Source organism: Acinetobacter sp. 16, assembly GCF_033439925.1.
GTDB lineage: Bacteria > Pseudomonadota > Gammaproteobacteria > Pseudomonadales > Moraxellaceae > Acinetobacter > Acinetobacter junii.
In genome coordinates, this window is sequence record NZ_CP137746.1 from 1032171 (window position 1) to 1055655 (window position 23485).

Annotated in this window: 20 protein-coding genes; 12 read left to right on the plus strand and 8 right to left on the minus strand. The window is 39.6% G+C overall.

All coding sequences use genetic code 11. The features are described from left to right. The first annotated feature begins 43 nt into the window (after positions 1-43). Positions 44-730, plus strand: a complete 687-nt coding sequence (locus tag R2H34_RS05090; RefSeq protein WP_087539998.1) for a YggS family pyridoxal phosphate-dependent enzyme — start codon at positions 44-46, stop codon at positions 728-730. Here R2H34_RS05090 and R2H34_RS05095 read toward each other — a convergent pair. Together R2H34_RS05095 and R2H34_RS05100 are read right to left on the minus strand one after the other, a co-directional pair. Continuing rightward, a complete protein-coding gene (locus R2H34_RS05095) occupies positions 727-4323 on the minus strand; it encodes an AAA family ATPase (RefSeq protein ID WP_087539996.1) in 3597 nt (1198 codons plus the stop codon). The genes R2H34_RS05090 and R2H34_RS05095 overlap by 4 nt on opposite strands. A 9-nt stretch (positions 4324-4332) precedes the next feature. After that, positions 4333-5583 (minus strand): exonuclease SbcCD subunit D, encoded by a 1251-nt coding sequence (locus tag R2H34_RS05100; protein ID WP_042891294.1) that lies wholly within the window; start codon positions 5581-5583, stop codon positions 4333-4335. A 211-nt stretch (positions 5584-5794) separates the two neighbouring features. Between R2H34_RS05100 and R2H34_RS05105 the strand changes: the two genes are divergently transcribed. Genes R2H34_RS05105 through R2H34_RS05125 form a run of 5 tightly spaced genes read left to right on the plus strand, consistent with a single transcriptional unit; the run spans position 5795 to position 13438 of the window. Continuing rightward, entirely contained in the window at positions 5795-7261 is a 1467-nt protein-coding gene (locus R2H34_RS05105) for a DUF3375 domain-containing protein (RefSeq protein WP_042891296.1), read from the plus strand. 12 nt (positions 7262-7273) lie between these two features. Then, positions 7274-8059: a DUF4194 domain-containing protein gene (locus R2H34_RS05110; RefSeq protein ID WP_042891297.1), complete on the plus strand. Its 786-nt coding sequence runs from the start codon at positions 7274-7276 to the stop codon at positions 8057-8059. Next, entirely contained in the window at positions 8059-11436 is a 3378-nt protein-coding gene (locus R2H34_RS05115) for an ATP-binding protein (RefSeq protein ID WP_318342466.1), read from the plus strand. Before R2H34_RS05110 ends, R2H34_RS05115 begins: the two co-directional genes overlap by 1 nt. Then, complete coding sequence (locus R2H34_RS05120; protein WP_004799659.1) at positions 11429-12643, plus strand: Wadjet anti-phage system protein JetD domain-containing protein; 1215 nt, start codon at positions 11429-11431, stop codon at positions 12641-12643. Before R2H34_RS05115 ends, R2H34_RS05120 begins: the two co-directional genes overlap by 8 nt. Before the next feature lie 12 nt (positions 12644-12655). Further along, positions 12656-13438, plus strand: a complete 783-nt coding sequence (locus tag R2H34_RS05125; protein WP_004960001.1) for a crotonase/enoyl-CoA hydratase family protein — start codon at positions 12656-12658, stop codon at positions 13436-13438. Positions 13439-13504: 66 nt separating this feature from the next. On the opposite strand, the gene R2H34_RS05130 is transcribed toward R2H34_RS05125, so the two are convergent. From R2H34_RS05130 to R2H34_RS05140, 3 genes are read right to left on the minus strand one after another with little or no spacing between them, the layout of a single operon-like run. Further along, positions 13505-13897 (minus strand): SMI1/KNR4 family protein, encoded by a 393-nt coding sequence (locus tag R2H34_RS05130; RefSeq protein WP_042891302.1) that lies wholly within the window; start codon positions 13895-13897, stop codon positions 13505-13507. 3 nt (positions 13898-13900) lie between these two features. After that, positions 13901-14557, minus strand: a complete 657-nt coding sequence (locus R2H34_RS05135; RefSeq protein WP_039047317.1) for a hypothetical protein — start codon at positions 14555-14557, stop codon at positions 13901-13903. Between the two features lie 50 nt (positions 14558-14607). Then, entirely contained in the window at positions 14608-14985 is a 378-nt protein-coding gene (locus R2H34_RS05140; RefSeq protein ID WP_042891303.1) for a VOC family protein, read from the minus strand. 307 nt (positions 14986-15292) lie between these two features. On the opposite strand from R2H34_RS05140, the gene R2H34_RS05145 reads away from it, so the two are divergent. Both R2H34_RS05145 and R2H34_RS05150 read left to right on the plus strand, forming a co-directional pair. Further along, positions 15293-15739, plus strand: a complete 447-nt coding sequence (locus R2H34_RS05145) for an ABZJ_00895 family protein (RefSeq protein WP_005403068.1) — start codon at positions 15293-15295, stop codon at positions 15737-15739. 76 nt (positions 15740-15815) lie between these two features. Continuing rightward, entirely contained in the window at positions 15816-16724 is a 909-nt protein-coding gene (locus tag R2H34_RS05150) for a TIGR01777 family oxidoreductase (RefSeq protein WP_042891305.1), read from the plus strand. On the opposite strand, the gene R2H34_RS05155 is transcribed toward R2H34_RS05150, so the two are convergent. Further along, entirely contained in the window at positions 16710-17831 is a 1122-nt protein-coding gene (locus R2H34_RS05155) for an NAD(P)/FAD-dependent oxidoreductase (RefSeq protein ID WP_042891306.1), read from the minus strand. The genes R2H34_RS05150 and R2H34_RS05155 overlap by 15 nt on opposite strands. A gap of 72 nt (positions 17832-17903) precedes the next feature. Beyond that, positions 17904-18917 (minus strand): porphobilinogen synthase, encoded by a 1014-nt coding sequence (hemB, locus tag R2H34_RS05160; protein WP_004913864.1) that lies wholly within the window; start codon positions 18915-18917, stop codon positions 17904-17906. 257 nt (positions 18918-19174) lie between these two features. Here hemB and R2H34_RS05165 point away from each other — a divergent pair, with 257 nt between their 5' ends. From R2H34_RS05165 to R2H34_RS05180, 4 genes are all read left to right on the plus strand, one after another. Then, positions 19175-19672: a thioesterase family protein gene (locus R2H34_RS05165; RefSeq protein WP_004913863.1), complete on the plus strand. Its 498-nt coding sequence runs from the start codon at positions 19175-19177 to the stop codon at positions 19670-19672. Between the two features lie 263 nt (positions 19673-19935). Next, on the plus strand, positions 19936-21072 hold the full coding sequence (locus R2H34_RS05170; protein ID WP_087539993.1) for an HlyD family efflux transporter periplasmic adaptor subunit: 1137 nt from the start codon (positions 19936-19938) through the stop codon (positions 21070-21072). 6 nt (positions 21073-21078) lie between these two features. After that, the gene (locus tag R2H34_RS05175) at positions 21079-22605 is read left to right on the plus strand and encodes a DHA2 family efflux MFS transporter permease subunit (protein ID WP_004913858.1); all 1527 of its coding nucleotides are present in this window, start codon (positions 21079-21081) and stop codon (positions 22603-22605) included. Between the two features lie 172 nt (positions 22606-22777). Continuing rightward, a complete protein-coding gene (locus R2H34_RS05180; protein WP_004913856.1) occupies positions 22778-22966 on the plus strand; it encodes a heavy-metal-associated domain-containing protein in 189 nt (62 codons plus the stop codon). Positions 22967-23018: 52 nt separating this feature from the next. Here R2H34_RS05180 and cueR read toward each other — a convergent pair whose 3' ends face one another. Continuing rightward, positions 23019-23477: a Cu(I)-responsive transcriptional regulator gene (cueR, locus tag R2H34_RS05185; protein WP_087539991.1), complete on the minus strand. Its 459-nt coding sequence runs from the start codon at positions 23475-23477 to the stop codon at positions 23019-23021. Positions 23478-23485: the final 8 nt, after the last annotated feature.

The window sequence follows — 23485 nt, forward strand, 5'->3', positions numbered from 1 at the left end:
AATGTGAAAGCAAAAAAACATTTCGTAAATGAGAACTGTGTCAATGAATCAATCAGAACAATCACGTATACAAGTATTAAGTCAAATTGAGCAGGCGTGTCTGCGTGTACAACGCGATCCTAATACTGTGCAATTGTTGGCTGTATCGAAGACACATCCTAGTTTAAGCTTGCGCGAAATGTATGCGGTTGGTCAACGGAGTTTTGGTGAAAACTATTTACAAGAAGCGTTGGCAAAAATTGAAGAGTTACAAGATTTAGAAATTGAATGGCATTTTATTGGTCATGTGCAACGTAATAAAACCAAACATTTAGCTGAAAAGTTTGATTGGGTACATGGTGTTGATCGCTTAATTATCGCAGAGCGCCTATCTAGCCAACGTTTAGAAACTCAAAAGCTATTAAATATATGTTTACAAGTCAATATTGACGGACAAGACTCTAAAGATGGTTGTGAACCTAATGAGGTCGCAGAATTAGTAGAGCAAATCAGCCGACTACCTAATTTACGTTTACGTGGTTTGATGGTGATTCCAGCGCCTAATAATGTTGCTGCGTTTGCTGATGCTAAAAATTTATTTGATCAAGTGAAATCATTACATGCACAGCCTCAAGATTGGGATACTTTGAGTATGGGTATGTCTGCTGATTTAGATGCAGCAATTGCTGCGGGTTCAACCATGGTTAGAGTTGGGACTGCATTGTTTGGGGCAAGGGATTATTCACTTTAACCCACTACTTCAATTCGACTCGAACCTGATCCCATCGGTTGTACCTGAATCTGAACAGGAATGCGTTCATGCATTTCCTGAATGTGTGAAATTAAAATGACTTTACGCCCTTGGCTCTGTAACTGATCCAGCGCATTCATCACCATATGCAGAGAAGATGCATCCAAGGTGCCAAAGCCCTCATCAATAAACAGCGATTCGATTTTCATCGAACCTGATGCCATATTGGCAATCGCCAATGAAATGGCAAGGGCAGTGAGGAATGATTCCCCACCAGACAGTGAAGCAACCGAACGGGTTTCGCCATCCATATCATGATCAATAATCGCAAGACTGAGTGAATTATCCAAACGTTTTAGGGTATAGCGCTGAGACAGCATCGCCAATTGTTGATTGGCATATTCAAGTAAAATATCGAGATTGTACTGTTGGGCTAAATCACGGAATTCTTTACCTTTTGAATCACCAATTAAACTAGAAATCTTATTCCAGCGGTGCTCTTGTTGCTGGATCTGTTGAATCTGATCAGCAAATTTCTTTTGTTTGGCTAAATTTTGCTGATGAACTTCCAATTGCAGTTTAAGTTGATCTCGTTGATCTGTTGTCTGTTGCAAAATTTCTTGATTGGCATTTATCAATTCAGTCAGTTGTTCAACCTGAATGTTGGGTTCAGATTGAAGATGTACATTCAACTGTTCTTGCATAGTTTTCAATGCAGAATTTGCTTCACTCAAAGCACGGTCCGCTTGTTGTATTGCATTTCGAATCTGCTGTTCTTGAGTTGATGAAAACGCATGTAATTCGCTGAGTTGATCTTCTGCAAAATTTTGATGCTGAGCTAACCAATTAGTGATTTCAGTTTTACATAGTTCAAGAGCATCATGATTTTGTTGCTGTTGTGATTGGAGTTGTTCAAGCACATTTTTCTGCTGCTCAAAATGTTGACGAGCTTGTTCAAAACTTTGCTTCACTTGCTGATACTGGTTCTGTAATTGCTGACGTTGTTGATCATGTTGTTGTAACCATTCATTGGCTTTGATTTCAGCTGAACCTGTCATGGTGATAATCAGTTGATTAGCAGCATCCGTATTCTGTTTACCTTTAATTTCGATGTCTTTTAATTGTTGCGCACATTCTGTTTGTTGCGTAGTGAGTCCCGTCAAATTGGTCTTTAAAACATTCAACTGCTGATTAATTTGTTCTTTCTGTTTGATGAGCGATTCAGCATGCTCTAGTTGTTGGCTACGTTGTTGCAATGCTTGCAATATATGTTGTGAGATTGACACGTCATGTTTAGACCAAGCCATTTTATCGTCAGCATTGAGGCAATCCACGATATGTTGAATCTGTTGTTGTAAGTGCTCTATGGTCTGAAGCTGATGAAGAATATTCTGAATGTTTTGATTGAGCACATGCTGATCTTTATTGGCTTGATTAAGTTGTAATAATTCCTTTTCAAGCTGCTGTTGAGTTTGTGACGTTTCTAAAACCAATGATTGCATCTTAGTCGTGATGTCATGCTCAGTGAGACTGAAATCAAGTTGAATATTCGTCTGTGATACCTGCTGTTGTAACACCTGATCATGTGCTTTTACTTTTTCATTCAATTGCTGCAATTGCTGTTGCAATTGATTTTGTTCGATATGGCTTTGAGTGAATTGTTGTTGAGCTTTTTGCCAAAGTTGGAAAAGCTGTTGTTCCTGTTGAATCGCTTGTAATTCTTGTTGTTGTTGCAAGGCATATAGAGCTTTAGAGATTTGGCTCTCGTCATCACGATAAGGATGCTCGGTACTGCCACAGACTAGACAGGCTTCACCGTGCTTGAGTTCAGCTCTTAGATGTTCAATATTTTCAGCATGCAACAGACGTTGTTGTTGCAAAACCTGTTGTAGTTTCTCACGTTCAGTTTTGGCAGCCTGATAATCTTTCTCAGTTTCTCTGCTGCGTTGTTCTAGCTGTTGAGCTTGCTTTTGTACTGTTTCAAATTTGTTTTGCTGCGTAAGGACTTCATTTTTTAATTCAAAATAATGCTGAAGTTTTTGTTGAATTGCATCCAATTGATTGAGGCGAATTTGTTGGGTTTCTTTTAGTTTCGATTGTTGCTCAATACGCTGTTCAATTTGTTGGGTCGTGCCAAATTGCGTGATTAAACTATTGAATGTGTTTTGATCTTGCTTAAGTTGGGTCTGTGCTAGTTGAATAGAACCTAACGTGTTTTCTACTTTTTGATATTGCTGAATAAATTGCTTGAGTTGTTGAATATGAGCATTTAAGCCGTTATCCAAAGGAACATATTGAGCACTGTGTTTTAACTGTTCTAAGCAAGCCGTATGTTGTGCACTCAAGTTTTGAATGCTTTGTTCTAGCTGTTGTTGTTGCTCGATGAGTGGTTGCTGTTGACTTTCCAATTGAGTCAGTCGAATTTTGGTTTTCTTATATTCTTCAGCAATATAATCACGTTCTTGCACAAACTTGCGTACTTGTGTCAGTTCAGTTTGATGCTTTCGCTCGAAATCTTGAAATTGATTGAGTGTTGTTTCTGCTTGTGCATAAAGCGTTTTTTGCTGCTCGAATTGAGTGGTTAAAGTGCTAAATTCATTGTGCTTTTGGTGAATTTGTGGCGCGAGTTGTTGCAATGTTTTTTGCAATTGTTGTTGTTGAAATACGATTGGGCGTATCTCAGCGAATGTCTCTAATTGACTCAGTAAGTACCGATCTTTGGCGATTTTTTCTTGGGTTTTAAGTTGCAGATCATAGTCTTGTTTTTTTAACGCTATGTCTTTATTGATTTTATCGCGTTGTTCAAACCACTGTTGTTGTTGTCTGAATTGATTTTTTTCATTTTCAAGTTGTTGCACGTGTTGCTGTAGCTGTTTGAATCGCTGTTGTAACTCAGCGATTTCTTCATCAGAACGAATTTCAATGTGTCCTAAAACACTTTCTAATTTTTCTCGTTGTAAGCGAACTTCTTTGGTTTTTTCAAATGCCAACTGTCCAATCTTGGCAAAAATACTGGAGTTGGTCAGATATTCCAATAATTCACCACGTTCATTATCCCGTGCTTTTAAAAAAGCGGTGACTTCGGATTGTGCCAAAAGCACCGCACGAGTGAATTGTTCAAAACTGAGCTGTGTAATTTGTTGAATATGCGTTTCGACGGCTTTGGTTTTATCTGCGACAACCACGCCATCGGTGAGGCATTTCAATGAGCGTTGTACACTTTGCAGTTTGCCACTGGCATTTTCACGAGCACGTTTAATTTCCCAACGCGCTAAATAATGTTTTTGATCCTGTGCGACAAAACACAGCTCGGCAAAACCGTGTCCAGTACCACGACGTAATACAGTGAGAGGAGAGTTGGTTAACAGTTCTGAACCATCTACATCTAACAATTTGCCATCACTGTCTTTGAGTCTTGGAATTTTATTAAACAGAGCAAGACACATCGCATCTAAAATCGTGGATTTACCTGCACCTGTTTTTCCTATAATCGCAATCAATCCAGCATGTGCTAAAGGTTCACTTTCAAAATCAATAAAATGCTCACCTGCAAGAGATGCCAGATTTTTTAGTCGAATGGATAAAATTTTCATGGCAAATCCTTAAACTGTTTGATCATCTTCAAGTTTTTTCTGTGCTTCAGCAACTAAGCTTAAAAAGTCTTTGGTGACTTCATCATCAGCGCTATAGCCTTTTTTCTCCCAAATTTGTTGAAACAGTTTTTCGGGTGTTGGTGGCTCTAAATTAATTTTTGATTCAATTTCTGCATTGGTTTGATTGGATAAATATTGTCGTGAAATCCGCACTAAACGGTAACGATCTTTAGGCAGGGCATCTTCAAATTGTTGTCTGAGATTCGGTTGAGGAGGCGTGGCTGTGTGATATTCAATATCAACATATTCACGATGATCTATACATTCAATGACACCCTGTGGCAGATTTTTGAGTCGCTGTATGACGTCATTGAGTTCACCTTTAATTTTGTGTAATTGAATCGCTCGTGGAATGGCAATTGCTTCAAACTCAACTTGATTTCCAGTTTCAATAGGATCGATCGTGACTTCAAGCACTTGGTGTTTATAGTTAATTTCACTAAATGACAAAGGAATTGGGGAACCGCTATACCGAATATGATCTTGCCCAACTTTCTGCGGTTTATGTAGATGTCCCAGCGCCACATAATCAATGCTGTCATCAAACAGGCTGGTCGAAAGTGCCTCTTCATTGCCAATAATAATTGGCCGTTCTGAATCCGAAGTTTCCCCCCCTTGCATATGGGCATGTGACATCAGAATTAGGGCCTGATCATCTGTTTTGCGCCGTTTTGCCTCGGCAATGAGTTGTTGATGTAAATAGGCAATGGCATTTTGACTATTAGTGGTATGTTCATTAAAGCCTGTTATCTCTGCAGAGCGTACGAAAGGCAGGGCAATACACCATGCCACAATCTGTTTTTGTTCATCGTAGATTGGCAAAATTAAACGATCTAAATCTAAATTATTTTCTTTATTCGGGCGAATCACCCCAACCGTTTTGGCATTATATTTCGCTAATAATGGCTCAACCTGTTCAATTCGATAGCCTGAATCGTGATTGCCTGCGATCATCAGTGTTTGCATGTGCGGTGCGCGTTCATGCGCATCGGCGAGGAATTGATACAGTTGTTTTTGTGCCTGAGAACTTGGATTGATCACATCAAAAATATCGCCTGCAATCAGCAAGGCATGCGGTTGTTTCTGTTTGATTTGTTCAAGTAACCATGTCAGAAATTGTTCATGTTCATAATGGCGGGAATGATTATAAAAGAATTGCCCCAAATGCCAGTCAGACGTATGAAAAAAACGCACGGTCATGAAATAGAAAATCCCTATTTTTGTATGGGAATAAGGTAGCATAAAATTGTACATGACAATTTGCAAAAGAATGGTTAAAGATAAAAGTGATGCTTAAAAATGTATTTTTTATAACTACGACATCTTGAGTCGTTGAGTTTATTCAGTCAACTATAGAGTTGACTGAATTATTGATATGATAAGTTTTTATATTCATGATGTATGAGAAAATATGAATATTCAGGGGATACAGGCAACTTACCGCCGTTTATATCATGAAAGTCCAGTCTGGAAATTATTAAGAGCAGAAAATGCGCCACACATTTTAGCATTTATTGCCGATTTATTTGTCGAAGAAACCGAAGTTCCCTATGGTCGTGCCCGAAGCTTACTGGATGAATTTATTAAATATAGTCGCGAACAGGGATTGTGGCAAACCGAAAATAATGCAGCCTATTATTTAAATAGCTGGATTAAGGCAGGCTGGTTGCGTGAAATGGACGACATGCTCAGCAAGACTGATGCCAGTGAAACAGTATTGCGTTTTTGTCGCAATCTGGACGAGCGTCATAGCAGTACTACTGCATCACATTTGAGAATTGTACAGGATGCAGTACGGGATTTCGTGGTTGCCATTAGCGACAGTATTGATGATCGTGTCAACTTATTAGAACAAAAGAAAGCCCAGATTCAACAAGAAATTGATGACTTGCATGCAGGGGTGGTTACGCAGCTCAATGAAACGGAGCAACGAGAACGGATTCGGGAAATTTATCAACTGGCTTCTATTTTAACAGGTGATTTTAGGCGAGTTGAAGATGAAATTCGTCAGTTAGATAAAGAGTTAAGAATTGATATGATTGAGGGCAATGCTTCACGAGGTGAAGTGTTACTGGCATTGATGCAAAAAGAGCAATTACTTGCCAAAAGCGATGCTGGTAGTGCCTTTGATGGTTTTTGTCAATTATTGCAGGATCAGGATCGTTCCACTGAGTTTCGGGAACAACTACGCAGTATTCTCAATCACCCCGTAGCACAGCAACTTAGTGAAGCACAAAAGAAATATCTAGGACAGCTCATGCGTGAACTGGCGCGGGAAAGTGGTCGGGTATTTCAGGTGCGTCGCCGTACTGAAGAGGGATTGCGGGCATATATTGAAAGTGGAGCTGCACTGGAAAATCGTATGATCGAGCGTTTGCTATCGCAACTGGAAAAACAGGCAGTGAATTTAACACTGGAACAGCAGTGTGATTTAAAAACCGAAATGCAGGTGGATTTGGCAGTCGGTTCGGTTCAGGTCAGCTCACCTGAAAATTTTGCTTTGAAAAGTCCGAATGAACACATGGATACACGTGGCGTACAGCAACAACAAAATCGTAAAGAACCGAGTAATCAAATGCTGCACTATCTGGACAGTGTACAGGTACGAGAGGTTGCTGAGAAAGCACGCCATACATTGCTGAAAAAAGGGGTTATGAGTATTGCACATTTAACCCAAGAACATCCATTACAGGCAGGTCTGGAGGAATTGGTGGCATACTTACGAATTGCCAAAGCCATTAAAGCGCCGCAATTAACAGAACAAAATGAGCAGATTCAATTTCAGGATCAACATGGCGTGAATCTACAAGCCCGTATCCCGACCTATTATTTAAGTGCAGAATTATTCCCTGAAAATTTAGATGAATTGGCATTATAAGAGTGTAGAGACATGCAACCACAAGAGAGCAGTTTTTTTGATAGGGTGCGTCGCCCCACATCAGACGAAAATCATGATATTCAACCGCAGCGCATCGCCGAAGTCGAAGATGAACTGATAGAAGTTGAAGCAGATCAAGAGGTGGAGACCGATTTACAGCTAAGTGATGAACTATCTAGTATGCCGCATGAAGCCAGACGGGTTTTGGTCTATTTGATGCGACAGGGAACGATTCTGGCAGCTGAAAATCTAAAACTGTTTGATGTGTTATGTCGTTATGAAACAGTGATTCGCCAGCATCTTGCCGAAGTATATATTCAACTGGTTTTAGATGCCAAACAGGGCGTGGCGTATATTATTAATACTGAAAACATCAATGATGAAAATGACGATACAGCATTATCAGATGATTTCCCTACGCTGATTCGAAAGCGTACCTTAACCTTATATGACACTTTGGTATTACTCATTTTACGGAAATATTATCAGGAGCGGGAAACCGCAGGTGAGCAAAAAATTATTATTGATCTGGAACGAATTCAGGCAAGTTTGATTCCTTTTATTCCGATTACCAATCATGACAGTAAAGACCGTAAAAAACTAAGTGGCACACTAGATAAATTCAGTGAAAAGAAAATTCTCAGTGTAATACGAGGTGAGGATGGGCGTTATGAAATTACACCGATTATCCGTTATGTGGTCAATGCTGAATTTCTACAAAGTTTATTGACCGAATATGAGCAACTGGCAGATAAAGCAGCTATGCATCAATGCGAGCAGAATAAAGGAAAGGTATAATGCAAGAAATGACTTTGGATACTTTATTTGCTCAGGGACAAATTCGTCTGGCTGAGATTTCCGTGTTTAACTGGGGCTCATTCCATAATTTACATACAGCCCGAATTGATCCTGAAGGGACGTTGATTACAGGTGACAATGGTGCTGGTAAATCTACCTTTATTGATGGACTGATGGCATTGTTACAACCTGCCAGCAAAGCCAGTTTTAACGTAGCAGCCGCACAGGGTGACCGTTCAGATCGTTCTTTAGTGACCTATATGCGCGGCAGTTACGGCTCTGAACATGATGGTTCCAGTACCAAAGTCAAAAGTAAACGAGAAAAAGCTGTAACCACGGCACTACGAGCCTTGTATATTGCAGAGGATGGTTCTCAGATTACCCTGATTGGCTTGTTTTGGCTTGGACAAGGCAAAAATTCACTCAGTGATGTCAATCGTTTATATATGATAGCCAGTCGCAATGTCTTACTGACTGAAGTATTAGAGATTTTTGCCGATGGTAATACACGCCAACTGAAACAGCATTTTAATCCCAAGACAGATCAGCGTATTCATTATTTTGAAAGTGATTTTAAAAGCTATCAGGATATGTACCGTAAATATTTATTTATGGACAATCAGAATGCACCTGCATTACTTTCCCGAGCATTGGGTTTAAAGAAAATTGATGATTTAACCAAGCTGATTCGGGAGTTGGTGTTAGAGCCGAGTAATTTACGAGAAACTGCACAAACGGCGGTGAATGAATTTGCTGATTTAGAAGCCAATTATAAGCATCTGGTGGATACGCGTGAACAGGTGGAGCATTTAGAGCGTTTGCCACAATGTGCTGAACAAATTGCCGAATTGACGCAGCGTTTAGCGCAGCTTCATTTGGAAAAACAATCGATCGCTGCTTATTTTGGTGAATTATTTGCCGCATTATGGACTGAAAAGTTACAGCAGCTTGAACAGGAATTGCTACAACTCAAACAACAATTTCAGCAGATTGAACAACTGGAACAGGATGCAGAGACACGGCAGGAACGTCGTCATGAGGAATATTTACAGTTGGGTGGTCATCAGATTGAAAATCTGCACAAAGAACTGGGTTTTATTACAGATAAACTCAAAAGTCTGGTTATAGAAGCATCTCGTTATCAGGACGATGCCCGACAGTTACAACTTGCGGATGATTTAACCGAGCATGCTTTGCTGGAAAATCAGGGCATTGCGACTGAAAAATTGGTCAATACTGAACAGGATACCAAGCAACGTCAGGATGAATTTGCTGAAATCAGTGGAAAATACGCACAAACCCAACAACAGCTCAAAGATATTCAGGAAGATATTCAGGAAATTGAAGCCAGACCCGATAGTAATATTCATGATGTGCATTTATTGCGTTTACGTGATGAATTAAAACAGCATTTATCTTTTGATGAACATGAACTGATGTTTATTGGGGAATTGATTGATGTTAAAGAGCACGAAAAAGCATGGCAAGGCGCGATTGAGCGAGCATTAGGTGGACTCAAAACCACATTACTTGTGCCACAGGATCGTTATTCGATGGTGACCAAATGGGTCAATGCGCGTAATAATAAAACCCATGTGCGTTTACAGGTGGTTAATCTAAAACAAGTGGAGCATGTCCATTTTAAGGACAATGGTTTTCTTGGGAAGTTGCTTTGGCGAGAACACCCCTATCGTGACTGGTTAAAACAGCATTTACAGCGTTTTGATTTAAATTGCGTGAGTGATACCCAAATACTGGATCATATGCCATTTTCCATGACTCACCAGGGCTTAATTCATTTAGAACGAGGACGCTTTGAGAAAAAAGACCAACAACGTGTTGATGATCGTAAAGCATGGTGTCTGGGCTTTTCCAATACCTCTCGTCTGAGCTTGCTTAAACATGAATATAGTCAGTTAGAACAACAGCTTAAACAGCTATACCAACAGATTGAACAGGCTCGGCAGTTACTTAATAATGTGAATCAGCAAAAAGGCTTGTGGGAAAGATTGCAGCGTTATCAATGGGATACTATTAATTTACCGTATTGGCAACAACGTCAGCAACAAACCCAACAGGACTTGCAGCGTTTACAGCAGGCAGATTCTGATGCTGAACAGGCTCGCCAGCGTTGGGAAGATGCAAAAAATGAGCTCAAACAGATTCGCTTACAAAAAGGTGAGTCACAAAAAATCCGAGGTCAGTTAGAACAGCAACATCGTGATACCCAGTTAAAACAGCAAAAAGCACAACAAGCAGCCGAGCACGGAATCAGTGATGATGCTCGACAGTTATTGAAACAACGGATAGGCGAAGTCAAACAACTAGATGATGCGTTGCAGGCAGAAGCCGAACGAAAACTTGAGCGTTTAATTGAGCAGGCAAATGACCAAAAAACGACGCTTAGCAATACAGCCAATGGCATTATGGTGTCATTCCGCAGTAAAGATAAATGGGCACATATTCCTTTACAAAGAGAATGGGCGATAGGGCTGGCTGCTTTAGAAGATTATGTTGCCTATTTGCAGGAATTACAGCAGGAGGGTTTGCCGAATCTGGTTGAGCAATTCCAGCAACGTTTGCATAAACACACCGCTCAGTCTTTAAGTGTGATTCAGGATAAATTGAATGCAAATCGGGAAGAAATCATTGACCGAATTGACATGATTAATCAGGTATTACAACGCACGGAATTTAAGCTCGGCAGCTATTTAAGACTGGGCTATAAGAAAGAAAAATATCCACATGTACACGATTTCGAACAACGTTTAAAACAGGTTTTATCTGGCGTGAATAGTGAAGAATATGAACGTCGTTTTAAACACTTGGCGGAGTTAATGGCGATTTTGGACAGAGCCAGTAGCTCGGCAACTGCCAATAATCAGGAAAGTTTACGTTTGCTTGATCCTCGTTATCAAATGTCATTCCATGCCGAAGAAGTGGATGCGCAAACAAGTGAAATAAGGGATGTGTTGGAATCCTCTAGTGGAAAATCAGGCGGTGAAAAAGAATCCTTTGCAGGTACCATTGTCGCAGCAAGTTTAGCTTATGTATTGACACCTGATGGTTATGATTACCCGATTTATAGCACTGTATTTTTAGATGAAGCTTTTTCCAATACCGCTGAAGCAGTTAGTCGTCGTGTGCTAAAAGTATTTAAGGCACTGAAAATACATGTCAATCTGATTACACCCTATAAAAACCTGAATCTGGCACGTGAATCTGCCCGATCATTACTGATTGCTGAACGTGATATTGACCAACATGAAAGTCATTTATGTGAAGTCACATGGCAAGAGATTGATGAACGGATGCAGCAACGCAAACAGACCATAACCACCGAGGCGCAGCAACTTGGAATTGAGCTTCATGGCTAAAACAGTAGCATGGGGAATTTTGCCTGATGATGCCATCGCTCAGTTACGCAAGAAAGAATGGGATCATCCACGGCATTTAAAACAACGTTTGCGCCATCAACGTCCATTCCCGATTGTACTTTCACTCAAAGCCCCGACAGGTCAGCAGGCATTTGCAGATATAGATCATTTCCATACATTTTTTAAGACATGGAAAAATTTTGCCTATCCTGATCTGGTGGAATGGCAACAACGTCAATTTAAACAGTTGGCAACACAGCATGTCCCTGTCAAACTGGTCATTCCTACATTAGATGTCATGGTGGAGTTGTTAGGACAGCAACAGAGACTTAAAAAAATTTCAGACAAAATTTCCTTTCTGTTGCAACAGCTATTTGTAGAGCCACATATAGAATATGCACTATTTTCTACATTAATTGAATATTTAGAACAGATTGAACAATACCCTGAACATGATTGGCAATTACTGATCCACTTGATTGCCCAGCTTAAAGCAAATATGGGCGCAGGGCATTATTTAAGAGCATTGCCTTTACAGCATGTCGATACCAAATTTTTAGAAAAAAATCTGATTTTTGTGGAAGCTATTTGTGATGTCTTGCATCAAGGCGAAATACAAGCAACAGGTGGATTACTCAGTTGGCTTAATTGTCTGGATCATCCTAAAGGCTGGCTAATGATCAAACCCTTATGTGCCAAAGTGCAACAATCATTGGGTGGATTTCCAGTCTTTCAGCTTTCGACTGATGTATTGACAGAATTTGAATTGCCTGCCCAACATATTATTGTGGTTGAAAATATTCAGTCAGGTTTAGCCTTACCTATGTTGGAAAACAGTATCGTGGTCTGTGGCGGCGGTAAAAATATCAAATGGCTCAATGCGGCTTGGCTACAACATAAAAAAGTTTATTACTGGGGTGATCTGGATTCAGAGGGTTTAAATATCCTGAGCATGGTACGCCAAAAAATTCCGGATGTTATTCCTTTAATGATGGATGAAGCCACAGTACTGCAATTTCAGGATAAAATGGTCGATGAACCTGATTCTGTCTTTAGCGAACCGCAATATTTAACAGCAGAAGAGTTGAGTTTGTTTCATGCTTTAAGAAAGAATTGCTATAAAAATAAGCGACTGGAACAGGAACGAATCAGCAATGACTGGATAAATTTATATTTGACAGTAGAGTCGAAGTTATTAAAAAAATGAGGAAATACAAAAATGAGTTCAGGAAAAGTAAGCCGCGAAATTATTGATCGCATGATGTTGATTGGTTTGGATCGGGTCGCAAAACGAAATGCCTTTGATAGTCATATGATTGAGGATTTATCTCTGGCTTTAACCGAATATGAGAACAATCCTGCATTACGTTGCGCCGTGATTTTTGCACATGGTGATCATTTCACGGCAGGTCTGGACCTGGTTGAATTACAACCCAAAATTCCACAGGGCATTTTTAATTTTGAGGAAAGCCAAATTAATCCCTGGGGTGTTGGTGGGCGGCACAGAACAAAGCCTGTCGTTGTCGCAGTACAAGGGATTTGTTATACCGCTGGTGTGGAGTTGATGCTGAATGCTGATGTGGTGATTGCCAGTGAAAATACGGTATTTGGTCAGCTTGAAGTGCTACGCGGAATTATGCCTTTTGGAGGAGCAACTGTGCGTTTTGTACAGGCGGCAGGTTGGCAAAAAGCTATGCCTTATTTATTGACAGGTAAAACCTTTGATACCCAAAAAGCCAATGAGTTGAATCTTGTTTCTGAGGTTGTAGAAAAAGGTAAGCAACTTGAGCGTGCGATCGAAGTTGCTAAAGAGATTTGTATTGCTGCGCCACTCGCTGTGCAGGCTCTATTAGCTTCTGCAACCGATGGAGTGACTTTAGGGCATACAGTTGCGTTTGATAAAATGGATAACTACCTTAAACCACTATTTGAATCTGAGGATGCTCAAGAGGGTGTTCGAGCCATGCTTGAAAGACGTTTGCCACAGTTTCAGGGTAAATAATTCCAAATTTTTATTTTAATCATCAAATACTGATGCGATAAATTGATTTAGCGTTTTAAATAGGCTCTATACCAACGTTTTAAAATCTAAATCAACGGGTTGAATTTCATTGGTGCCATGAAACCAAATATGGACTAGATCTGAAAGCGTATGTGGGTCGTGTTTCTGCGGAAGAAAAATTAAATAATCTCCGCATCCATTACGGGCGATCGCAATGGCATGTAATGGAAAGCCAGTCCATTGTTTCGCAATTTTTGTTTCATGCAAGATATGGTTGCATGTACGTATTTTTCTTTTTTGATTGGATTGATCGAAAAATGGGAAAATTTGCCAATCATCATCTTCAACAAAAATATTGCCACCATTTTCGATCATCATTTTATTTTTAAAAGATGATGGAAATACAAGATTGAGTTCTTTCTCAGCCTCTAAAATATATTGTTCCTCAAGAAAAGCCATGAATTATCTTCTTTCAGGTTTATACTGCATTTGTATTCGTTTTAATGTATGAAATATATAATGTTGACGTTCTGGAGATAAGCCCAAACCAAAGCGAATGGGTTGCGCGGCATCTATAAAGATTTGTCCTTGTTGTTTGTTGGAAGCATTTTGAATATGATTTTCTCTGATTCGACTCACTTCATTCCACATAAAAGATTTGGATTTACCTAATTTCCCAATGCCTGTAAAAACCTTTCCGCCTTGACGATCTATGGTGAGTTCAACTTTTCCAAACAGGACGAGTAAAGTAAAAAAACCAAAGATTAATGTACCGATGATAAATGGGATACCAAATAAACTTTGTAAAAGACTAAATTCTTGGTTTGCTATTTGGGTACCATAAATCCCACCCAATGAACCACCTGACCATATCAGCATAAATGGAACCAAGAAAAAGGCGATTGGACTTCTTAAGGTTGCACCAAGTTTAATTTCTTGCATGTCATTTTTATACCAAGCACCTTTGGGTGGTTGATTAATATCAAAAGCGAATTGGGGCGATGAATCAAAATTTTCAGATACTCTGAATAGATGATTGCAGTTTTGACATTTCCCCATATCCGTTTGGATATTGATATTCTCATTCACAACTTCGTTTTGACAGTTTGGACATTTCATTTTTATTTGAATTAACTATCTTAATTTTATGAAAATTTAGTATAACACTGTCATTTTGCATTCTCATCTATTTCGCATATACCAAAGACATTATTGTCTAGGTCGAGAAAATAGCCTTGCCAACAACGATGAGGAATCGCAAATTTATCCATCGCTATAAGACCGCCCAAGCTTAAAATTTTGGCTGCGGTTTCATCAAAATTGTCTACTTCAATCGTACAGGTAAAAGCATTGGTACCGCATTCAGTTGAGGGGATTGCGACTGGACGTTGAAGTAATCCACCATGAATCCCTTCCGTTTCGATACGATAATATTCGATGGGTAAGCCATCAACATGCTTGAAATGCCAACCAAAGACACCTTGATAAAATTGAGTATCGCGTTTGGGATTGGAGGATTGAATTTCAAAATAGATAATCGAGTTCATGGCTAATCCTATATTTTTATTTTTGTATCATTAGAAAAATAAAAACCGACGATTCGAGTGATGATAAATCGTCGGTCAAAATCTTTATCAAAAGTTTTGGCTGCTAACAAAACAAATGCTAAAGATGGAGAGTCATAATGAAAGGTCACCGAAAATCGTTGCGGATGCCGTGCAATTTAGATTCGGTTGCTGCGACCTTGTACCCTATATAACGCTAAAGAATGTTGATCGGTTGACATAAAAATGAAAAAAAAGTGAAAAAAATTTATAATTAATTAATGAAACCACTCAAATTGGGTTTAACTACATGATTTCACTTCGTTTATATTATTTATGGTTTTTTATTATTTGTTTGGTTTCAACTTTGGTAGCAGGCGTGCTGGCTGCTATTTTACCAAATAATATTGCAGGTATACTCACAGCAATTCCGTATTTGATTGCTATTATTTTTGTTTTATTCAAATTTTTAAAACAGCAACGCCGTGCCCCAACTGCAACTGAAAAAAAGAAACTCACTTTGATGTTTAGTTTAATTTTTTGGGGGTACAACTTATTTGGATTATTACTCGGGTTATTCATTTTTAGTCGCAATGATCCTGAAGTTTGGCAGAACTTTATTGCGTATTTACAGCAGCCAAATTTTCTTGTGATCGTTGTAGTAATGTGGTTGATGCTTGCAATACCTCTATATTTGATCACATTGTGGTTCTATGGCGCACAAGCACAACGAATGGCGAACAAGATGTTTAACTAGGTTAATAAAGTTCACTTGTACTTCACCCTTGTTCTGTTAAGACTATCTATACACATGATTTTTGATAGGTAGTGCGATGCAAAAATTGACTGTATTGGTAACAGGGGCGAGTGGATTTATTGGTTCTCATCTTTTACCTTTTTTGTTGAAAAGACAGTACAAGGTCATTGCGCTAACTCGACAAACGAATAAATCTTCACAACATCCTGATCTGCAATGGGTGACTTCATTTGAGCAGATTCAAACCCAACAAATTGATTATGTCATCAATCTAGCGGGCGAAAATATTGGTCAGAAACGCTGGAGTAGTGAGCGTAAACAGCAATTAATTAATAGTCGTGTCAATACCACCCAACGACTTTATGAGTGGTTGCAACAGCAACATATTTTTCCTAAATGCATTATTTCTGGCTCAGCGATTGGCTACTATGGTATTGATCCACAAGAGCAGTGGAATACCAGTTGTGATGAAAACACCCCAGCGCAGGCGATTTTTATGTCTGAGCTTTGCCAAGCTTGGGAGCAAACGGCTTTAAAGTTTTCGCAACAGAATACGAAGATTATTCGTTTGGGGGTTGTATTTGGTCAAGGTGGTGGAATTTTGCCGCAAATGTTGTTGCCGATTCGATTAAATGCCGCGGGTAAGATTGGTTCAGGGCAACAGCCAGTAGTGTGGATTCATATCCAAGATGTGTTAAGTGCATTAGTGTTTTTACTTGACTCCAATAGTGCGCAGAAGGTTTACAATCTCGTTGCACCTGAGCAAACAAATCAACAGCAATTCGTTAAGATTGCTAGCAAAATCTTAAAGCGCAAACCCTTTATTTCATTGCCAAAGTTTGTATTTGAGCTTGCTCTAGGCGAACAATCACAATTGATTTTAAATGGTCAATATGTACAGCCTAAAGCCTTACAAGCTCTTGGTTTTGAGTTTCAATATCCAACTTTAGATATCGCATTAGGTGAAATTTTACTCGACGACTAAGAGTTTCTTTCGTAGTTGGGTTGGAGAGTACGCGTTTGGTTCAACACATGTCGGTTGCCCTAGAATGAGCTGACGCAGCAGTTGTGCTGAACCTGCTCCCATACATAATCCATTGCGGAAATGTCCAAAGTTTGCCCACAAATTTTCAAGCTCTGGAATCGCCCCAATGTATGGGATGCCATGTGGTGAGCTAGGGCGCAAGCCTGCCCAACGTTTTACGATTGGAAATTGAGCTAGCTCAGGAACCATTTCTAGGCACGCTGTCAAAATGTCTTGCTGAGTTTGATCATCTACAGTGGTATTAAAACCGCAGTCCGCCATACTTGAACCACAGACGATATGACCATCCTGACGTGGAATCAGATACATCACTTGATTCATGCACATCGTTGGAAGCCAATTTTCAGGTGTTTTGAATAACAACATTTGACCTTGGATAGGACGAACAGGAATATTCAGTTGTAACTGTTCTTCCCAATGCTTTGTCCACGCACCTGAAGTTAAAACTACATGATCAGCAAAGTGTTGGTGACCATCTTCGCTTTGCAAGCCCTTAATTTTATGTTTTTGAATGATTAACTTTTCGATTGGACTATGTTCAAAAAAACGAACCAAAGGATGTTGTTTCAAATAACTAATCAGAGATTGAAGTAGGCGAGGATTCCGCACATTAGATAGATGAGGAAAATAAATGGCTTCTCTGAATTTTGTTGAAACACGTGGATTAATCTGATTGAGTTGATTCTGATTTAAATATTCTGATTGTTGCATCGGCTCATTGAACTTAGCTGCATAACTCAACCCAATATCAAAATCATCCTGATCGAAAATTAGCATGCCTGTATCGTGAATCTGAAAATCAATCCCTGTGATTGGGTAGAGTTTTTCATCCCACATTTGATAGAGCGGTTTTCCAAACTGAGCTAATTGGTTAACTTCGGGTGCATATCGCCACGGATACATAGGCGATAAAATACCACCACCAGCCCAAGATGCAGCTTGACCTGCTTGCTGTTGATCAAAAATATCAACAAAACAGCCTTGTTCAGCAAGTTCCAGAGCTGTCATTAAGCCGCTGATCCCTGCACCAATGATAGCAATATGCATATTAACGTCAAACCAATTTAAAGATTCCTCCCTCCTTGTTAAAGAGGTGAGGAGTGTTGTAGCTTCGGAGAGTTATTTCATCTCTTTGAGTTTACGTGCGGCTTCTTCAGCAAAATAAGTCCAGATACCGTCTGCACCTGCACGACGACAGCACATTAATGATTCTAAGATAACGCTGTCCGATAACCAGCCATTTTGGATAGCTCCTGCAAGCATCGCGTATTCACCGCTAACTTGATAGACAAAGGTTGGTACGCCAAAAGTATCTTTTACTTCGCGAACAACGTCTAGATATGGCATTCCTGGTTTAACGATGACCATATCTGCACCTTCTTGGATGTCTAAAGCAATCTCATGTAATGCTTCTGCACGGTTGCCGATATCCATTTGATAATTATATTTATTGCCACCTTTTAGATTGCTAGCAGAGCCAACTGCATCACGGAATGGACCATAGAAACTTGATGCATATTTAGCAGAGTACGCCATTATATTGGTATAAATAAAACCGTTTTGTTCAAGTGCTTGACGGATTGCTCCGATACGACCATCCATCATGTCACTTGGGGCAACAACATCTGCACCTGCCGCAGCATGACTCAATGCTTGTTTAATTAAGCATTCAACAGTTTCATCGTTCAACACATAGCCTGTTTCATCGATAATGCCATCTTGACCATGAGTGGTATAAGGATCAAGCGCACCATCTGTGATGAGTACCATTTCAGGTAATTCTTTTTTAAGTAATTGGCAAGTGGTTTGTACTAATCCATCTTCATGCCATGCTGCTTCAGCAGTTAAACTTTTGTCTTCTTGAGGGGTAACGGGAAATAATGCAAGCTTTGAAACACCTAACTCAAGAAGTTGTTCTGCTTTTTTGAGCAATAAATCAGCAGATAAACGCTGTATATTTGGCATGCTCGGAATGTCTTGAACTTGTTGTTGTCCTGGTAGTACAAAAACTGGATAAATCAAGTGATTAGCTGTCAATTGTGTTTCGCTTACCATCGCTCGTAATTGGTCATTTTTACGGATACGGCGCATGCGAGTCGCAGGGAAAGCAGGACGATTGAACGTATAAGTCATAACAATCTCGATGTTCAGTATTACACTATAGGAATAATTGAATCATTTAAGTCATGCTAGGGGAGAACTTAGCGGCTTAGGTCAATTCGATGTCCTCACTATTGTAGCCCTATAATTTTGGTTTTGTAAAAATTATGGGATGTTTCAAAAGGGCTGTTGAAATTTTGATCATGCGATGCAGTATTCATGATAAGTCATAAGTATTTGCAGGCATTTATCAATGCTCATCAGCTTCGATCTATGGATTCAGGCAGCGTATGAATGATGTAAAGAAAAACTGGACAGGTAATATTCAGTTAGGTGCTAAAGCCGATCATGGCGTGGTATTAAAACAGCTTTGTAAAGCATTTAATTCTTCACCATTTTTTAAGCACTGTGGCATGGTCATGCGTGTAGTTGATGATCAAATTGAAGGCTACATTGAGATGCAACCAGAATTGATTGGTAATGTTGCGTTCCAAATTTTGCATGGTGGTGTTGCTGCAACGATGTTGGATAGTATTGGTGGAGTGGTTGCAATGGAACAGCTATATCGCCGTGCAACACAAGAGGATTTACCGGATACTATTAAAAAAGTTTCTCGTTTGGCTACTGTTGATATGCGTGTAGATTATCTTGCACCTGGTCGTGGTAAATATTTTATCGCTCGTGCAGAAACTTTGCGTTTAGGGCGTAAAGGATGCACGATGCGCATGACGATGGTCAATGATGACGATAAGCCAATAGCGACTGCAATCGCATCATATGCTTTCTAATTTTTGAAAAATTTAAAAAAAGCGCCATTTGGCGCTTTTTCTATTTTTGAAAACAAATAGTTTTAATTATTATCAAAATGCTAGAACTGAACGCATCAGTTATTTTTTTTATTCTCGTAATATGATTATTTGTCGGTAGAATCCTCTGAAATTTTTGTTCATATTTATCTTTTGTTTTTAACTTTCGGTTAAGTTTCGATACATAGACTGATCGGCTGATTAAAACAGAAGTAAATGATCTATTTAATTTTCAGGAATAATTTATGACTGACTCCCAAACCAACGAACAGCAAGCTTTATCTGATGATGCAATGAAAGCAAAGCGTAAAAAGTTTTTAGGACTATTTGCCCTGATTCTTATCATAGCTGCAATTTTGTATGGGATTTGGGCATTATTTTTTCATCATTCTGTAAGCACTGATAATGCCTATGTTGGTGCTGAAACAGCACAAGTGACCTCTATGATCGGTGGACAAGTTGCTGAAGTTTTAGTGAAGGATACACAGCAGGTTAAACGTGGCGATATCTTAGTTAAAATCGACCAACGAGATGCACAAATTCAACTTGCACAGGCTCAAGCGGAGCTAGCTAAAGCACAACGTCAATACAAACAAAGCCAAGCAAATAGCAGCTCTCTGAATTCACAAGTGATCGTAACTAAAGATGAAATCACAAGTGCTCAAGCTCAAGTCAATAAAGCCCAAGCTGAATATGATCGAGTGAGTTTAGAGTTAAAACGTCGTAACGAACTAGCTGCTTCAGGTGCAATTTCTAAAGAAGAATTAAGTAAATCACAAAGTGCTGTTTCGACTGCAAAAGCTAGTTTAGAGCTTGCTCAAGCAGGACTTGCTCAAGCTATGTCGAGTCGTAATGCTGCGGTAAGTACTTTGGCAGCAAACGATGCTTTGATTCAAGGTGTCAATGAGGCTTCAACCCCAGATGTTTTAGTGGCAAAAGCACATGTTGATCAAGCATTATTAGATTTGGAAAGAACGATTATACGTGCCCCTGTAGATGGTGTTGTAACACGTAAGAATATTCAAATTGGACAGCGTGTTGCACCTGGAACAGTCATGATGTCTGTCGTACCCGTTTCAGCGTTGTATGTAGATGCCAACTTCAAAGAAAGCCAATTGGCAAAAGTGAAAGCAGGTCAAACTGTGACATTAACATCTGATTTATATGGGGATGAAGTCGTTTATCACGGCAAAGTTCAAGGTTTCTCAGGTGGAACAGGTGCTGCTTTTGCATTGATTCCTGCACAAAATGCGACTGGAAATTGGATTAAAGTGGTTCAGCGCTTACCTGTGCGCATTACCTTAGATCCTAAAGAGTTGGCTGAGCATCCTCTGCGAGTAGGTCTTTCAATGCAAGTAGATATTGATCTCGCATCGAAGTAATTCATCATGAAGACTCAGAATCCTTTTGCAGAACTCAGTGGTGGGCGATTATTGCTTGCAGCTTTTGTAATTGCACTTTCTAACTTTATGGTGGTGTTAGACACGACGATTGCTAACGTTTCTGTTCCTCATATCACTGGTAACCTCGCCGTTTCAAGTTCTCAAGGAACTTGGGTGATTACGTCTTATGCAGTGGCTGAAGCCATCTGTGTTCCTTTAACTGGATGGTTGGCAGGGCGATTTGGTACGGTTCGTGTCTTTGTCTTTGGTTTGATTGGCTTTACGGTCTTTTCTTTTTTATGCGGTCTAGCGACTTCATTAGAAATGTTGGTCTTTTTTCGTATCGGACAAGGGCTTTGTGGTGGACCGTTAATGCCACTGAGTCAAACATTATTGATGCGTATTTTCCCACCTGAAAAACATGCTCAAGCGATGGGGCTATGGGCAATGACAACGGTGATTGGACCTATTCTAGGTCCTATTTTAGGTGGCTTGATTAGCGATAATTTATCATGGCATTGGATATTTTTTATCAATATACCTGTCGGAATATTTTGTGTTCTCGCTGCGATGCGTTTGTTGTCAGTAGCTGAAACCAAAACAGAAAAATTACGCATAGATGCCATTGGGTTAGGATTGCTGGTACTTTGGATTGGTGCGTTACAACTCATGCTTGATCTTGGGCATGAAAAAGACTGGTTCAACAGTAGTAGTATTATCGTTTTAGCTTTAATTGCCGTGATTGGTTTTATTGTTTTTATGATTTGGGAGTTAACCGAAAAACACCCTGTTGTAAATTTATATGTTTTTAGGCATCGAGGTTTTGCAGTTTCTGTCACTGCCTTAGCATTTGGGTTTGGGGCATTTTTTGGCAGTATTGTATTGATCCCACAGTGGTTGCAAATCAATCTAGGATATACCGCAACATGGGCTGGTTATCTAACGGCAACTATGGGCTTTGGTAGTTTGACTATGTCTCCAATTGTAGCCAAATTATCAACCAAATATGATCCACGTGCTTTAGCGAGTTTTGGTTTGGCTTTGCTGGGTGTTGTAACCTTAATGCGTGCATTTTGGGTAACTGATGCAGATTTTATGGCATTGGCTTGGCCTCAGATATTGCAGGGTTTTGCTGTCCCATTTTTCTTTATTCCGTTGTCTAATATTGCAATGGGCTCGGTTCTTCCCCAAGAAATGGCATCTGCTGCAGGTTTGATGAATTTTCTAAGAACCATGGCAGGGGCAATCGGTGCTTCGATTGCAGTTACGATTTGGGATGATCACACCAAAGTGGCGCGTAGTGAAATGGTTAATTCATTGCATCCACAAGAGGTTCAAAATACATTGCTGCAAAATGGGTTTTCTTCTGATGCTACTTTGGCAACGATCGCCAATCTTGTCGATAAAGAAGCAATTACGATTTCAGCAAATCATGTCTTTATGATTTTGGCTTTGGTGTTTGTGTTTGCGAGTCTATTAATTTGGTTAAGTCCTAAACCTAAGCCGATAGTAGGTGGCCCTGCACCACATTAACCGCATGATTTAGGTGGAAATCATTGAATTAAACTTGGAGTTGTTCTCCGAGTTTTTTCTAGTAGCTAAGGTGTAACCTAACTCTAAAGAAGATCAAGTAAAAAATCGCTTGACCTTACAATGATGGGAAGGAATATATTCTATTAACCATCTATTTTATTGGAGAGATATCATGGAATTTCATGTAGAGAATATGACGTGTGGTGGTTGTGCTCGCGGTGTTACTCGAGCAATTCAAGCTTTGGATGCAAATGCTAAAGTGATTGCTGATCCACCAAGTCGTAAAGTGACAGTTGAAACAACAGCAACACAAGAGCAGGTTGCTGAAGCATTGACTGAAGCAGGTTTCCCACCGCGCTAAAATCATTTAGACAAAGTTTAAGGGCTACATTTTCGTAGCCCTTTTTAATACCTTATTTTTTCTTCGCTAATGGTGAAATTGATAGCAGATCATTATGGTGATGCTGTTCCTTATTTTCATTGCTCGGTTCTTTGAGACCCTCAAGAATCGGACATTCAGGTCGATCATCACCTGCGCAGCAATTGATTAAATCTTTCAGCGTATTCGCCATTTGCTGTAAGTCGTTTATGCGTTGTTCTAATTTCTCAATATGTCCGAGTGCTAAGCGTTTTACATCAGCACTTTGTCGATTGCGATCATTCCACAGATCAAGCAAATCTGAGATTTCCACAACTGAAAATCCCAATTCTCGACTTCGCTTGATAAACTTTAAACGTTCAACATCAGTCGATGAGTAGGAGCGATAACCTGCATTATTACGCCCCGCAGTCGGGATCAAACCAATCTGTTCATAGTATCGAATCATTTTGGTTGAGACCCCTGAAGCTTGAGAGACTTTACCAATATTCATCTTATTCT